This window comes from Rhodoferax sp. MLSD5-FHT05B10, from assembly GCF_058793415.1.
In genome coordinates this window covers 29931-44521 of sequence record NZ_JBXAFT010000005.1, presented here as the reverse complement: position 1 = coordinate 44521, position 14591 = coordinate 29931, and the positions used below count along the sequence as shown (strand labels likewise).

Genomic DNA, 14591 nt, shown 5'->3' with positions numbered 1-14591 from the left:
AAGTTAGCTCCCATCCAGCGTCTCACTGCAACACGTCTGGCCTTGTTTTCCAATCCGCCCAGCGGGCCGTCGGGTCATCCGGAAAACGCTTCAGAACGCGTTTTTCACCTTGGTCTTTCAGACGGGCATTTTCCTGCCATGCCTGATCGCCGAAAAGTTTCACGGCGTTGTAGAGCGTTGCGACGGTTGCAGGCGCGACTTTCAAATCCTCCATGGCCCGCTTGAAGATGGAATCGGCGACCGCCTTGGGAGTCGTCTGCGACCAGTACAGGTAGTCGTGGATGACCGCCGCATGGGCGTATTCGCCATCCGGGCGCAGCACAGACCAGAAGATGCGGGGAATGCTGGCGAAATCGGTCACAAACCCCCGGGGGACCTGCACGGTGGGCAAGTCCTGCGATCCTGGGTTGGGTTCCCAGACGATGGGCTCCAGCAGAAAGTAAACCGGCTCCACGAAACGCGACAGGAACAGGCGCCCGACCAGGGCCTTGTTGTCCATCCACGCGCGCATCCAGCGGTCCACCACGGCGGGGTCGACGGAGGCAGACGATGCTCCGGACGCCGTCTGGGCGTGGGCGCCAACCGTCTGCAAGGCGATGGGGGGCAAGACCACGGGCCAGGCGGCGTAGCCCAGAAATGTGCGCCGGTTGTGCAGGTCCATGGATAGCCCCCTTATCGGTTAGCGGCCCATTCTGGAGCAACCCACCGCGCGATGCAATCCCCTTGCCGGGGTCCCGCGGCTAGCGGGGCTTGCCGCGGTTGGGGGGGCCGGCCGGCTTGTTCTTGGGCCCGAGCGCGCCCTGGCCCGCCTTGGCTTCCCGCAAGCGCTGCAGTTCTTCTGCGGTCAGTTGCGAGTGGCTGCCGTCACACAGCATGTCCGGGTGCTTGCTCTTGCCGCAACCGCATTTGGGTATCTGCCCTACTCTCACGTCTGGCTCCTTAGTTCGTCAAGGGAATGTTACGCAGCAGCACATACACCAGTGTGCCCGCCAGAATGCTGAGCAGCGGGTTGCGGCTGCGCCACTGCAAGACCACAACGATGGCCACGGCCAGCAGCTCCGGCCACGGACCGGCGGCATGTTCGCGGGCGGAGCCGACCACCGAGTGCACCAGCAGCAGGACCATGATGGCCAGCGGCAGGAACTCCCCGATGCGCTGCACCAGCGCATGTTTGGCCAGCCATTGCGCGGCCACAAACGGCAGCGCGCGCAGCGCGAACGTGACCAGCGCCATGGCGCCAATCACGCCGAGCACATACCCCGCCTCAATCATGAGCAGACTCCCGGGTCGCTGCGCCAGAGCGGGATTGCCAGAGCACTCCCGCCACCAGAGTCAGCACAATGGAAATGACCAGGGCATGCTGGGGCGCCAGCGGATAGGCCACGGCGTATGCCATGAGCGCGACCCACAGGGGCGCCGGGCTATGGCGGGTGCGCCACTGTTCGACTGCCAGCACCGCAAACAGGGCGGCAAGAACAAAGTCCAGGCCGCGCAGGTGAATCTGGGCCTGAGCACCGATCACGGCCCCCAGGGTGGTTCCCAGCACCCACCAGCCGTGGTTGAGCAAGACAACCAGGGCCATCTGCCGGTGGCTGGTCGCCTTTGGCACGGTGGTAAGAACCGAATAGGTCTCGTCGGTCAGCCCGAATGCCATGTACCAGCGCAGCAACGTTCCCTTGGGAAACTGGTGCAGCAGCGAGAGGCCGTAAAAAATGTGCCGCAGGTTGACGATGAGGGTGGCCAGCGCGATGGTGCCCCAAGACATGCCGGCAGCGAGCATCGGGATCATCATGTACTGCGCCGCACCGGCATACACCACGACGCTGGCCGCGATGGCCAGCCACCAGGCGGCACCCGCCTGCACGAACAGGAAGCCAAACACGGTGCCCAAGGGGATGTAGCCCATGGCAACGGGCGCGGTGAGGCGCAGCACCGCCAGCGGGTGGCTTGCAGGACCGGAGTCAGAACGAGCGTAACGGGACATGAAAAAAGCAGGCGGCGGCCATGGCAGGGAGCCCCGGAGGATAGCAGGTGAAGACCCTGCCCCTGCACGCCACGCAACCATCCGGTAAGCTCGCGGCACAACCCACCGCGCCACCACCGATGACCCCTCGCCAAGCACGCATCTTTCCCCTTCTGTTCGTCGTGCTCTGGTCTACCGGCTTCATTGGCGCCCGGCTCGGCTTGCCGCATACGGAGCCGCTGACCTTTCTGCTCATTCGCTACGCTGCCGTCCTGTGCTGCATGACGCTGATTGCCGTTCTCACCCGGGCCCCCTGGCCCCAGTCTGCCCGCGAGTGGCTACACATTGGCGTGGCGGGCCTGCTGGTGCATGGCGTGTACCTGGGGGGCGTGTTCATTGCTATTTCACAGGGACTACCCGCCGGCGTGACCAGCCTGGTGGTGGGGGTGCAGCCGCTGCTCACGGCCGTGGGCGCAGGGTGGTTGCTGGGGGCCACCGTATCCCGCAGGCAATGGAGCGGTCTGGTGCTGGGCCTTGTGGGCGTGGGGCTGGTCGTGGCGGGCAAGCTGGGAACGGAGTTCGCCGCCCACGCCATACTGCCTGCCGTTGTTGCGCTGCTGGGCATCACCGCAGGCACGCTGTACCAGAAGCGATTCTGCCCTGCCTTTGACTGGCGGACCGGCTCGGTGGCACAGTTTCTGCCCACCGCCGTGGTCACGCTGCTGGCGGCCTCTCTGACCGAGCATTTTCGCGTGGAGTGGGTAGGCGAGTTGATTTTTGCGGTGGGTTGGCTGGTGCTGGTGCTCTCCATTGGCGCCATCAGCCTGCTGAACTGGCTGATCCGCCACAGCAGCGCGGTCAATGTGGCCAGCCTGTTTTACCTGGTACCACCCTGCACCGCACTGTTTGCCTGGTTGCTGTTCGGCGACACGTTTTCGGGGCTTGCGCTGTTCGGCATGACACTGGCCGTCTGGGGCGTTTATCTGGCACGCAAATAGCACGTAAACTAACCCGGCGACAGTCGACATTCATTGAAAGAAGATTATCTTGAAGATCAAGCACCTCATTGCAGCCGCCTGCCTTTCCAGCGTTGCGGCATTCACTTTTGCGCAAACCGCAGACGCACCCAAGCCAGCGCCCATTTCCAACAATTGGTCGCCTTCTTATGCAACCGCGCCGGCGAACGGTGAGGCGATCAAGCCTTACGCCGACAACACCCGTCAGCCAGCGCAAGCCAAAAATGCCCGGCACGCCAAGGCCCCCAAGGCCTCCAAGGCCTCCAAAGCTGCCAAGGTAAAGCACGCGAAAGCCAAGAAGGCCAAGCACGCAAAAGTCAAAAAGGTCCAACACCTGAAGACCAAGAAAGCCAAGCACGGCAAGACCAGGAAAGTGGCTGCTGCCAGTTACTGAATCTCCCCCAATAAAAAATCCCCTGCTACCGTTCCGATAGCAGGGGATTTTTTCATGGGCGTGGCATTGGATGCTACGGCACCATGCCCATCAGGCGCGGTAACCACAGCGAGAGTTGGGGCCAGTAGGTCACCAGAACCAGGAAGCCCAGCATGGTGAGCAGCCAGGGCCATACCGCCACGGTCAGTTCGGTGATGCCCATCTTTGTAATGCCCGAGGCCACATAGAGATTCAGGCCCACCGGGGGATGGCACATGCCCACCTCCATATTCACCACCATGATGATGCCGAAATGCACCGGGTCAATGCCCAGCTTCATGGCAATGGGAAACAGGATGGGCGCCAGAATCAGGACGATGGACGAAGGCTCCATGAAGTTGCCCGCCACCAGCAGCAGCACGTTGGAAATCAGCAGGAAACCGATGACGCCCACACCGGTGCCGATCATCTGGTCGGCCATTTGCTGCGGAATGTTCTCGTGCGTCAGCAGGAACGAGAACAACACCGCGTTGGTGATGATGTACAGCAGCATGGCACTCATGTTGGCTGACGACAGCAGCACGCGCGGCACGTCTCGCAGCCCCATGTCCTTGTACACAAACACGGCGACAAAGAACGCGTACACGGCACTCATGGCGGCGGCCTCGGTGGGCGTGAAGACACCGGTGTAAATGCCGCCCATGACCACCACAATCAGCAGCAACCCCCATATCGCCTTGCGAAACGCGTCCCAGCGCTGCGCCCAGCTTGCCTTGGGCTGGCATGGGTAGTTGTTCTTCTTGGCCAGGTACCAGGTGGTGAGCCCCAGGGAAAGGGCCAGCAGCAGACCCGGCACGACACCCGCCATGAACAAGGCTCCCACCGAGGTGTTGGTGGAGACCGAGTACATCACCATCACGATGGATGGGGGAATCAGGATGCCCAGCGCACCCGACGTGGTGATGACACCGGCGCCAAAGCTCCTGGGAAAGCCCGCCTTCACCATGGCGGGCATGAGGATGGAGCCGATGGCCACCACCGTGGCCGGGCTGGAGCCCGACACCGCGGCAAACAGGGCACAGGCCAATACCCCGCCCAAGCCCAGTCCTCCATGCCAGTGGCCCACCATGGAGGTGGCAAAAGCAATCATGCGCCGGGCCACACCGCCATGGGTGAGGAAGTTGCCCGCCAGGATGAAGAACGGGATGGCCATGATCTCGAACTTCTCGATGCCGGTGAATAGCTTGAGCGCCACCGACTCGATAGGCACCTCGGTCATGAAGAACAGGAACGAGAGTACCGTCAGGCCCAGCGAGATGGAGATGGGCATGCCCGTGAGCATCAGCACCACCAGAAGGCTCAGAATGATGAGCGTGTTCATGGCTGCGCCCCGTCCAGGCCATCCACATGGCCATGGTCATGGTGGGGAAGCTCACCCGTGCGCACGAAGCGGACGGCAACCTGCAGAAAGCGAAAGCACATGAGGTAAGAACCCATGGGAATGGCGGAGTACACCATCCAGGTCGGCCACTCCAGGTCGGGTGTTGTCGGGCCTTCAAACACATCGCCCGGCGCCATGCCCATGGCGGAAAAAACCGCGTAGTGCATGCCGTTCTCCCACACGAAACGCAGGCCCAGCGTACCGACGACGCCGGTGAACAGCGCCCCGGCCAGCAAGCCAAAAACAATGAACTTGCGGCGGCGGCTGTCCGGCAGCCGGTTGATCAGCACGTCCACCCCCACGTGAATGCCAGTGCGCACACCATACGCCGCACCAAATTTGGCCATCCAGACAAACATGATGATGCACAGCTCCTGCGCCCAGCCCATGTTGATGGACAGCAGCCAGTCTTGCACCACCGGGATGGAAATTCCCGAGGCGTAGCGGTGGATGACGGCGACAAAAATGACCAGGGTTGCCGCCCCCATGAGGAAGGTGATGATCCCTTCCTCCAGGTGATCAAGAAACTTCACAAATCAGTCCGGATTACAGCTTGCTGGGGTCGAAACCGGTTTCCTTGTAAATGCTCCGGATCAGGTCCTTGCCAATGCGCGACTCCATCTCGGTGTGGGTCTTGATCATGGCCTTCTTGAAAGCCAGCTTCTCCTGGGCCGTAGGGGTGTAGACCTCGGTCCTTCCAGACTTCCTGACGGCATCGAGCGCCTTGTCGTTTTCCAGCTTGGCAATCTGGTTGGCGTAGCGGGTGGCCTGGTCCAGGGCGTCGTCGAGCTGCTTGCGGATGTCTGCAGGCAGGCCGTCCCAGAACTTCTTGTTGGTGATGACCGCATAACCCAGGTAACCGTGTTCAGTCAGCGTCAGGTTCTTCTGCACTTCGTGCATTTTCTGGGTGTAGAGGTTGGAAATGGGGTTTTCGGTACCGTCCACCACACCGGTCTGCAGGGCCTGGTAGACCTCGGAGAACGCCAGCACCTGCGGCAAGCTGCCCAGGGAGCGCATTTGCGACTCCAGCACCTTGGAAGACTGGATACGCATCTTCAGGCCCTTGAAATCCGCCGGGGATTTCAGAGGCCTGTTGGCTGAGAACGATTTGAAACCATTGTCCCAATAGGCCAGACCTTTCACGCCCTTGGCATCGAGCTTGTCCAGCAGCATGCGCCCCACCGGGCCCTGCGTGACTTTGTGCAAATCTTCGTACCCGTCGAAGATGTAGGGCAGATCAAAGACCTCGAACTCCTTCACGCCCAGCGGGCCAAACTTGGCCAGGGAGGGCGCCAGCATCTGCACGGCGCCAATCTGCAACGCCTCCATTTCTTCCTTGTCCTTGTAGAGGGTGCTGTTGGCGTACACCTCCACCTTGACCCGGCCCTTGGTGAGCTCTTCTGCCTTTTTCTTGAAGAACTCGGCGGCATGGCCCTTGGGCGTGTCGTTGGCCACCACGTGGCTGAACTTGATGACAATGGGCGCCTGGGCGAGCGCGGCGAAGGAAAAACACCCGGCAACCAGACCCAGTGCAATGGCGCGAATATTCATGGTGAGCGACCCGTGGAAGTGATGACGTTACGGTCAAGATTAGTCGAATCCCAAGATTGCACCATTGTGGACATCCACTAGGGGATAACCCGGCACGCATGCCACATCACTTACCATCCCGACCTGTTTCACGACACCAAGCGTACCCCTAGCCATGTTTCTTGCCGCCAAAATTCTCGCCCTTCTGACCCAGCCATTGGCCTGGGTGGCCGCCCTCCTGCTGGGGGGCCTGCTGGTGTTGCGGCGCCGTCCGGCCCTGGGTCGCCGCCTGACAGGGAGTGCCCTGGCGGTGCTGTTGGCCGCGGGCTGGCAACCCTTACCGGACCTGCTGATCCGGCGGCTGGAAGCCCAGTATGCCGAGATTCCTCCGCAGGCCGATCTGCGTGGCTACGTGGGCATGGTGGTGCTGGGGGGTGCACTGGAGTCGGGACACGTGGCACTGGCCCACACCCAACCCCTGCTCACGGATGCAGCCGAACGCATGACCGCGCCCCTGGCCAGCCGCCTGCGCAACCCACACCTGCGCGTGGTGTTCACCGGCGGCGAAGGCAGCCTGCTGGGCAGCGGCCCTACGGAAGCCGAACGGGCGCGCAACTTCTTTGACAGCCTGGGACCCAGCGAGCCGCCGATCGAATACGAAGCGGCATCGCGCAACACCTACGAAAACGCCGTGCTGACGGCGCAATTGCCGGGGGTGAACATCGCCCAGCCCTGGCTGCTGGTCACGTCGGCCTGGCATATGCCGCGTGCCATGGCGACCTTTGCCAAGGCAGGCTGGAATGTCACGGCCTATCCGGTGGACTTTCGCACGGGCACGGACACCCCCTGGACCGAATACTCGCTAGAGGGCGGCATTGTGCGCTGGCAGCTGGTGCTGCACGAGGGGCTGGGGCTGCTGGCCTACCGGCTCAGTGGGCGGCTGTAGGCACGGCCCGCACCTTGTCAATGCGTTTGCCCTCCAGGCCCGTCACCTGGAACTGCCACTGCGCACACTCAATGCACTCACCCACGGCGGGCAAATGGCCTGACACGGCCATCAGCAGCCCAGCCAGCGTGTTGTAGCGGCCCCGGTCCTCCTGGGGCAGCTCGTCGATATCCAGGCGGGCCTTGAGTTCGCCTACCGGCATCAGGCCGTCGAGCTGCCAGGAACCGTCCGGCTGCTGGGTGGCCCAGGCCTGGGTTTGTGCGTCGGGTTTGAGCTCGCCGGTAATGGCTTCGAGCAGGTCATGGGGTGTGAGCAGGCCCTGGACGACACCGTACTCGTCCACTACAAACACCATGCGCGCGGCCTTGATGCGGAACTGCTCGATCAACTCCATGCCACTCAGCGTTTCGGGCACAAACACAGCGGGTTCCATCAGCGCCCCGACGCTGCCCGGGTGCCCGGGCCCGAGTTCCAGCAGGCGCGCCACACTGATCAGCCCCACCACGTGATCCAGAGACCCGCGGCACACCGGGTACCAGGAGTGCGCACCCTTGCTGCCACCGGTACTAGCCTGCTCCAGGCATTGCGCCACGGAGGAAGCGGCGTCCAGCCACTCGATGTCGGAACGCGGCAGCATGACGGACGTCAGGGGCCGGTCGTCCAGACTGAACACGTTGCGCACCATCTGGTGCTCATGTTGCTCGATGATGCCGGCATCCACCCCCTCCTCCAGGCTGGCGGAGATCTCGGCCTCGGTCACCGCGCGGTTGTCGGTGGCGTCAATGCGCAGGAGCTTCAAGGTGCCGTGCGTGCACACGGACAACAGGCGCACAAAGGGCTTGGCACCGGTGGCAAACCAGGTCATGGGACGCGACAGCACCCGCGCCACCGGCTCCGGATACAGTTGCCCAATGCGCTTGGGTACCAGCTCGCCGAACAGGATGGTGACGAACGTGATGAGGGTCACCACCAGTGCAGTCGCTGAAATTTCAGACGCCCGGTGTGCAATGTGCAGGCTGGATTCCAGCCAGCGGGCCACACCATCACTGAAAGCCGCCTCGCCCACAATACCGTTGAGCATGCCGATGGAGGTAACGCCCACCTGCACCGAAGAGAGGAACTGGGTCGGGTTCTCCAGCAGGGTCAGCGCGGCCTGGGCCCCCCGGTCGCCCGTGTCGGCCATGGTCTGCAAACGCACCTTGCGACTGGCCGTCAACGCCAGCTCCGACATGGCAAAAACGCCGTTGAGCAGCGTGAGCAGCACGATCAGAACAAATTCCATGAAACCCAAGCGAGAATAAACAGCATGGCACTTTACCTTATTGGCGATGTCCAAGGCTGCGACACCGCGCTGCAGCGCCTGCTCGACACCCTGGATTTTTCCCCCAGTCGCGACACCATCTACCTGCTCGGTGACCTGGTCAACCGCGGCCCCGACTCGGCCGCCGTGCTGCGCCGCCTGATGGGCTACGGCACCGCCGCCCGCTGCCTGCTGGGCAACCACGACCTGCACCTGCTCACCGTGGCGCATGGCGTGCGCAAGCCCCACCGCACGGACACCCTGGACGGCATTCTGAACGCGCCGGACCGCTCCGCCATGCTGGCCTGGCTGTGCCAGCAGAACATGGCCCTGTTTGAAAGCATTGGCACACGCGACCTGCTGATGGTGCATGCGGGCGTGCTGCCCCAGTGGACGGCCTGGCAAACCCTGGAGCTGGCAGCAGAAGTGGAAGTGGTGTTGCGCGGGCCGGATCTGGTGGATTTTTTGCACCAGATGTATGGCAACGAACCCGCGCGCTGGAAAGACTCCCTCACCGGCGTCGACCGGTTGCGCGTGGTGGTCAACGCACTGACCCGCCTGCGGTTCTGCACGCCGAAGGGGAAGATGGAATTCGACACCAAGGACAGCTCCGGCAGTGCACCGGCGGGCTATCTGCCCTGGTTTGAGGTGCCGGGTCGACGCACGGCCGACGTGGCGGTGGCGTTCGGCCACTGGTCCACGCTGGGCTGGCTGGGCCGCAGCGACGTGCTGTCACTGGACACGGGCTGCGTGTGGGGCGGCGCCCTGAGCGCCCTGCGCATTGGCAGCCAGGCGGGTGCCTGGACCCAGGAACTCATCCAGGTTGCCTGCCAGGCGGCACAGCAGCCCGGCAAATCACTGTGACTTGAACAGCGCTGCGACCTTGACCTTGGGCTTGATGTTGGCGGAGATGCTGCGCGTTGCCGGACGTGCGCTGGCTTCCCAGGACGGTGTCGCCGCTTCCTGCGCCGCAGGGGCTTCGTACGGTTTGTCGAAGAAGGGGTCGCGTGAGGCCTGCGCGGGGCGGCTGTAGTCGCTGCGTGGGGGCCGCGGCGCGCGGGGCGCTTCGTCACGTGACGGACGACGCTCGCCGCGTCCGCCGCTGCGGCCATTGTCGCCACCATCTTCAGCATACATGCGCCGGCCGTCGTTGATGCGGCCCTGACGGCGGATGTCGGGGCTGTTCTCGTCGAACTCCACCGCCTCCAGCTCGATCTTGGTCTTGATGAGCTTTTCGATGTCGGCCACCAGACGGGCGTCGTTGTTGCCGCCCACAAAGCTGACCGCCAGGCCGGATGCGCCGGCGCGGCCGGTACGGCCGATGCGGTGCACATAGTCTTCGGCATTGAACGGGATGTCGAAGTTGAACACCGCCGGCACGTCCTTGATGTCCAGGCCGCGCGCAGCCACGTCGGTGCACACCAGCAGGTCGACCTCGCCCTTCTTGAACGCGTCCAGCGCCTTCAGGCGCTCGTCCTGGCTCTTGTCACCGTGCAGGGCAGCGGTCTTGAGGCCCTCGCGCTCCAGCGAACGCGCCAGACGGGCGCAACCGAGCTTGCTGTTCACAAACACAAAGGCCTGTTTCATGCCGCGCGATTTCAGGATCTGGTGCAGGGCGTGGCGCTTCTCGTCTTCGGGAACACTGTAAAAATGCTGCTCCACCGTCGACGCCGTGGCGTTGGACCGCGCCACTTCGATGGTGACCGGGTTCTGCAGGTAGCTGTTGGCCAGGCGCTTGATTTCCGGCGAGAAGGTGGCCGAGAACAGGAGCGTGGTGCGCTGCTTGGGCAGGTAGGACAGGATGCGTTGCAGGTCCGGCAGGAAACCGATGTCCAGCATGCGGTCGGCTTCGTCCAGCACCACGTATTCCACCTGGTTCAAGACGGCGTTCTTGGCTTCGATGTGGTCCAGCAGACGGCCTGGGGTGGCTACCAGCACTTCCACGCCTTTTTTCAGCTCCAGGGTCTGGGGCTTCATGTCCATGCCACCAAACACCACCGCACTGCGCAGGTTGGTGTACTTGGCGTACAGCTTCACCTGCTGGGCAACCTGGTCGGCCAGTTCGCGGGTGGGCAGCAGCACCAGCGCGCGCACCGGATGGCGGGCGGGCGAGGTGGAGGCGTTTTCGTGCTTCATCATGCGCTGCAACAAGGGCAGTGCGAAAGCGGCCGTCTTGCCGGTGCCGGTCTGGGCCGCGCCCATCACATCCTTGCCGGTCAAGACCACCGGGATGGCCTGCGCCTGGATGGGCGTCATGCTCTCGTACCCCATTTCGGCCACGGCGCGGGCAATCGGTGCGGCCAGTTGCAGCTGGGCAAAGGCCATCGGCGGCGTATCCGCCGTCAGCGCATTGGAAACTTCGGGGGAAACGGGGGGGGTGAGTTCAGTATTCAAATCGGTCATGCATAGCAAAAGGAGGTGCTATCCATCCGATAGCTGACTGCCTCCCAACGCTGGGGGCAGCCCCGTATTATCCCCTAGTCTCACGTTGGGTGGTAGGGCCGCGGTATTGCAGGCCCGGATGCGGCCGTTTCCTGCCCCCCCGGCAAGCCGGCCCTCCCCCAATACCCCTAGATCCGGAACGACCACCCCGGGCTGCCTAAACTCGCTCCATGCTCCAACGAACCCTGGTTGACCCCAGCCCCATTGCCGCCGGGCTCAAGCTGGCCGAGCTCATCAGCGCGCTCAGCCACGCGCTGGACATCACCGAAGGCCAGCCCGAGGGGCACTGCGTGCGCTGTTGCTGGATTGGCATGCACATCGGCCGGTCCATCGGCCTCAGCGAGGCCCAGCAGTGGGAGCTGTACTACACCCTGCTGCTCAAGGACCTGGGCTGCAGCAGCAACGCGGCCCGCATCTGCGAGCTGTACCTGACTGACGACCTGGATTTCAAGCGCGACTTCAAACACGTGGGCGACAGCCTGCCCCAGGTGGTGCGCTTCGTGCTGCAGCACACCGGCCTGAAGTCGGGCCTGGCCGAGCGCTTTCGCAGCGTACTCAACATCTTCCGCAACGGACCCGAATATTCGCAGGAGTTGATCCAGACGCGATGCCAGCGCGGCGCCGAGATCGCGCGCCTACTTCGCTTCTCCGAAGGCGTCGCCGCCGGCATCTACAGCCTGGACGAGCACTGGAATGGCCAGGGCAAGCCCGACCAGCTGCAGGGCGAGGCCATTCCCATCTATGCCCGCATCGCCCTGCTGGCCCAGGTGGTGGACGTTTTCCACACGGCCGACGGGCGCGAAGCGGCCATGGACGAGGTGCGCAGGCGCGCCGGCCAATGGTTCGATCCGGCCCTGGCCGCCGCGATGGAAGCGGTGGCAACGAACGACGCCTTCTGGTCCACCCTGGGTTCGGCCGGCATCGAAACCGCCGTCCTGGCCCTGGAACCCGCCGCCCATGTGGTGCCGCTGGACGAGGATTACCTGGACGACATAGCCGCCGCCTTCGGCCAGGTGGTGGACTCCAAAAGCCCCTACACCAGCGGCCACAGCGCCCGCGTGGCCCTGTACACCGACCTGATCGCCGAAGCGCTGGGCCTGAGCCTGGAGCGCCGGCGCTGGCTCAAGCGCGGTGCACTCCTGCACGACGTGGGCAAGCTGGGGGTCAGCAACAGTGTGCTGGACAAGGCCGGCAAGCTCGACGAAGCCGAATGGGCGGCGGTGCGCGACCATGCGCGCCTGACGGAATCCATCCTGTCCAAGATACATGCTTTCAGCGAACTGGCCCGCGTGGCCGGCGCGCACCATGAACGGCTCGACGGCCGTGGCTACCCGCGGGGCCTCATGGCCGAAGACATCCATCTGGAAACCCGCATCATCACCACGGCGGATATTTTTGACGCCATCACGGCCGAGCGCCCCTACCGCGGCGCGGTACCGATTCCGCAGACGCTGGAAATGATGGCCAAGACCGTTGGCACGGCACTGGACCCGCGCTGCTTCGAAGCCCTGAAGGCCGCCATGGCACGCTTGCAGGCCGAAGACCTGCCCAAGGCGGCCTGAGCAGACTTTCGAGGCTCAGGCCTTGGGCAGCGTCACGCCCACCTGACCCTGGTACTTGCCGCCGCGGTCCTTGTAGGACACTTCGCAGACGTCGTCCTTGTCGCTCTCGAAGAACAGCACCTGGGCGCAGCCCTCGCCGGCGTAGATCTTGGCCGGCAGCGGCGTGGTGTTGGAAAACTCCAGGGTCACGTAGCCTTCCCATTCGGGTTCGAACGGGGTCACGTTGACGATGATGCCGCAGCGCGCATAGGTGCTCTTGCCCAGGCAGACCGTGAGCACATTGCGCGGGATGCGGAAGTACTCCATGGTGCGGGCCAGCGCAAAGCTGTTGGGCGGGATGATGCAGACGTCGTCGTGGAAATCGACAAAACTCTTTTCGTCGAAGTTCTTGGGGTCGACCACGGTGCTGTGGATGTTGGTGAACACCTTGAACTCGGGCGCGCAGCGGATGTCGTAACCGTAGCTGCTGGTGCCGTAGCTAATGATCTTCTTGCCATCGTGCTGGCGGATCTGGCCCGGCTCGAACGGCTCGATCATGCCGTGCTGCTCGGCCATACGGCGAATCCATTTGTCGCTTTTGATGCTCATGGGAACTCAACTCCTAAGTTGGGGGTGATTGTAAGCAGGCCGCAAACGCTATCAAAAGAAGAGCTGTCTGCGCAATGAATGCGGGCGCTGGAGGCCTAAAAGGCTTGTGAAATCACCGTGCGTTCCACCACCCGGTCGTCGCCCAGCACGATCAGGGCGAACAGCAGTTCGTCCAGATTCGCAGCCAGGGCGGTCTTGCGCGCCAGCAAGGGCGTGGCCTGCGGATTGAGCACCACAAAGTCGGCCTCGCAGCCCGGCAGCAGATTGCCCACCACGCCGTCCAGCCCCGCAGCGCGCGCGGCGCCGGCCGTGTGCTGCCACCACAGCTGCTGCGGGCGCAGGGATACGCCCGGCTTGGTCTGCCCCTCGCGCCCCACGTAGTAGGCCCCCAGCATGGTGTGAAACGGGCTGAACGAGGTGCCGGCGCCCACGTCGCTGGCCAGGCCGTACGCAAAGCCTGCGCGGTCCGCCCCGGCATAGTCGAAGAAGCCGCTGCCCAGGAACAGGTTGCTGGTAGGGCTCACCGCCGCCGCCGCCCCGGTGTCGCGCATCAGAGCACGATCGTCATCGTCGAAGTGGATGCAGTGGGCGTAGAGGGCGCGCGGGCGCATCAGGCCGAAATCGGCATACGTGGCCAGGTAGCTGCGCGAAGCAGGAAACAGCGTACGCGCCCAGGCAATTTCCTGCCGGTTCTCGGCCACGTGGGACTGGACCCACACGTCCGGGTAGCGCGCCGCCAGTGCTCCCGCGCCGCGCAGCTGGGCGTCGGTGCTGGTGGGTGCGAAACGGGGTGTGATGGCGTAACCCAGGCGGCCCTGGCCGTGCCAGCGCTGGATCAGGGCCTCGGAGTCCAGCAGGCTCTGCTCGGTGGCATCGGCCGCTGCACCCGCCACGGGCTGGTTCAGCAGCTCCGCCGGGGCGTGGCGGTCCATCAGGCACAGGCCGGTGACCAGGCGCAGGTGCCGGGCCTGGGCCGCACTGAACAGGGCGTCGACCGATGCGGGGTGCGAGGTGGCGAAGGCAAACGCCGTCGTCACACCGTTGCGCAGCAGTTCTGCTATGAAAAACGTAGCTGCTTGCGCACAGTAGTCGGGCGCTGCAAAGCGTTTTTCCTCTGGAAATGTGTAGTGTTCCAGCCAGGGCAGAAGCCCCTCGGCGGGAGACCCAATCACGTTGGTCTGCGGGTAATGGGTATGCAGATCCACGAAACCCGGCGCGATGATGCGCCCCGGGAAGTGCTCCACCGGCACGTCCGGGTAGCGCCCCGCCAGGTCGCGCCAGGCGCCCACCGCCTGCACCACCTGCACGCCCGCCGCATTGGGGCCCACCACCAGCAGGCCGTCTTCCTCCAGCAACGCACGGGCCGGCCCCTCGCTGTGCGGGGCAAACCAGAGAAGGCAGGCGCGGTAGGCTTTCATGGACCCAAGCTT

General features: G+C 63.9%; 16 protein-coding genes. 5 read left to right on the top strand and 11 right to left on the bottom strand.

The genetic code is table 11. The features are described from left to right. Window positions 1-22: 22 nt before the first annotated feature. From AC1Q5W_RS09195 to AC1Q5W_RS09180, 4 genes are all read right to left on the bottom strand, one after another. Complete coding sequence (locus AC1Q5W_RS09195; RefSeq protein ID WP_492645324.1) at window positions 23-661, bottom strand: DUF1353 domain-containing protein; 639 nt, start codon at window positions 659-661, stop codon at window positions 23-25. Between the two features lie 79 nt (window positions 662-740). Then, complete coding sequence (locus AC1Q5W_RS09190) at window positions 741-929, bottom strand: hypothetical protein (RefSeq protein ID WP_492645323.1); 189 nt, start codon at window positions 927-929, stop codon at window positions 741-743. Between the two features lie 10 nt (window positions 930-939). Continuing rightward, window positions 940-1272, bottom strand: coding sequence for a branched-chain amino acid transporter permease (locus AC1Q5W_RS09185; RefSeq protein WP_492645322.1), 333 nt, complete (start codon window positions 1270-1272; stop codon window positions 940-942). Next, window positions 1265-1984: an AzlC family ABC transporter permease gene (locus AC1Q5W_RS09180; RefSeq protein WP_492645321.1), complete on the bottom strand. Its 720-nt coding sequence runs from the start codon at window positions 1982-1984 to the stop codon at window positions 1265-1267. Before AC1Q5W_RS09180 ends, AC1Q5W_RS09185 begins: the two co-directional genes overlap by 8 nt. 119 nt (window positions 1985-2103) lie before the next feature. On the opposite strand from AC1Q5W_RS09180, the gene AC1Q5W_RS09175 reads away from it, so the two are divergent. Then, entirely contained in the window at window positions 2104-2961 is an 858-nt protein-coding gene (locus AC1Q5W_RS09175; protein WP_492645320.1) for a DMT family transporter, read from the top strand. Window positions 2962-3010: 49 nt separating this feature from the next. Beyond that, entirely contained in the window at window positions 3011-3373 is a 363-nt protein-coding gene (locus AC1Q5W_RS09170) for a hypothetical protein (protein ID WP_492645319.1), read from the top strand. A gap of 73 nt (window positions 3374-3446) precedes the next feature. On the opposite strand, the gene AC1Q5W_RS09165 is transcribed toward AC1Q5W_RS09170, so the two are convergent. From AC1Q5W_RS09165 to AC1Q5W_RS09155, 3 genes are read right to left on the bottom strand one after another with little or no spacing between them, the layout of a single operon-like run. Beyond that, window positions 3447-4733 (bottom strand): TRAP transporter large permease, encoded by a 1287-nt coding sequence (locus AC1Q5W_RS09165; RefSeq protein WP_492645318.1) that lies wholly within the window; start codon window positions 4731-4733, stop codon window positions 3447-3449. Then, on the bottom strand, window positions 4730-5326 hold the full coding sequence (locus AC1Q5W_RS09160; protein WP_492645317.1) for a TRAP transporter small permease: 597 nt from the start codon (window positions 5324-5326) through the stop codon (window positions 4730-4732). The genes AC1Q5W_RS09165 and AC1Q5W_RS09160 overlap by 4 nt, the downstream gene beginning before the upstream one ends. A 13-nt stretch (window positions 5327-5339) precedes the next feature. Beyond that, a complete protein-coding gene (locus AC1Q5W_RS09155; RefSeq protein ID WP_492645316.1) occupies window positions 5340-6344 on the bottom strand; it encodes a TRAP transporter substrate-binding protein in 1005 nt (334 codons plus the stop codon). 154 nt (window positions 6345-6498) lie between these two features. On the opposite strand from AC1Q5W_RS09155, the gene AC1Q5W_RS09150 reads away from it, so the two are divergent. After that, complete coding sequence (locus tag AC1Q5W_RS09150; protein WP_492645315.1) at window positions 6499-7269, top strand: YdcF family protein; 771 nt, start codon at window positions 6499-6501, stop codon at window positions 7267-7269. Here the strand turns inward: AC1Q5W_RS09150 and AC1Q5W_RS09145 are convergent. After that, window positions 7253-8551, bottom strand: a complete 1299-nt coding sequence (locus AC1Q5W_RS09145) for a hemolysin family protein (protein ID WP_492645314.1) — start codon at window positions 8549-8551, stop codon at window positions 7253-7255. The two genes, AC1Q5W_RS09150 and AC1Q5W_RS09145, sit on opposite strands and share 17 nt — an antisense overlap. A gap of 24 nt (window positions 8552-8575) precedes the next feature. Here AC1Q5W_RS09145 and AC1Q5W_RS09140 point away from each other — a divergent pair, with 24 nt between their 5' ends. Next, window positions 8576-9433, top strand: a complete 858-nt coding sequence (locus AC1Q5W_RS09140) for a symmetrical bis(5'-nucleosyl)-tetraphosphatase (RefSeq protein WP_492645313.1) — start codon at window positions 8576-8578, stop codon at window positions 9431-9433. Here the strand turns inward: AC1Q5W_RS09140 and AC1Q5W_RS09135 are convergent. Next, window positions 9425-10894 carry a DEAD/DEAH box helicase gene (locus AC1Q5W_RS09135; protein WP_492646165.1) on the bottom strand — a complete coding sequence of 490 codons (1470 nt, stop codon included), beginning with the start codon at window positions 10892-10894 and terminating at the stop codon, window positions 9425-9427. The two genes, AC1Q5W_RS09140 and AC1Q5W_RS09135, sit on opposite strands and share 9 nt — an antisense overlap. 287 nt (window positions 10895-11181) lie before the next feature. Between AC1Q5W_RS09135 and AC1Q5W_RS09130 the strand changes: the two genes are divergently transcribed. Beyond that, on the top strand, window positions 11182-12573 hold the full coding sequence (locus tag AC1Q5W_RS09130; protein ID WP_492645312.1) for an HD-GYP domain-containing protein: 1392 nt from the start codon (window positions 11182-11184) through the stop codon (window positions 12571-12573). 15 nt (window positions 12574-12588) lie between these two features. Here AC1Q5W_RS09130 and dcd read toward each other — a convergent pair whose 3' ends face one another. Together dcd and guaD are read right to left on the bottom strand one after the other, a co-directional pair. Continuing rightward, complete coding sequence (dcd, locus tag AC1Q5W_RS09125) at window positions 12589-13161, bottom strand: dCTP deaminase (protein ID WP_492645311.1); 573 nt, start codon at window positions 13159-13161, stop codon at window positions 12589-12591. Window positions 13162-13256: 95 nt separating this feature from the next. Beyond that, window positions 13257-14579 (bottom strand): guanine deaminase, encoded by a 1323-nt coding sequence (gene guaD / locus AC1Q5W_RS09120; protein WP_492645310.1) that lies wholly within the window; start codon window positions 14577-14579, stop codon window positions 13257-13259. Window positions 14580-14591: the final 12 nt, after the last annotated feature.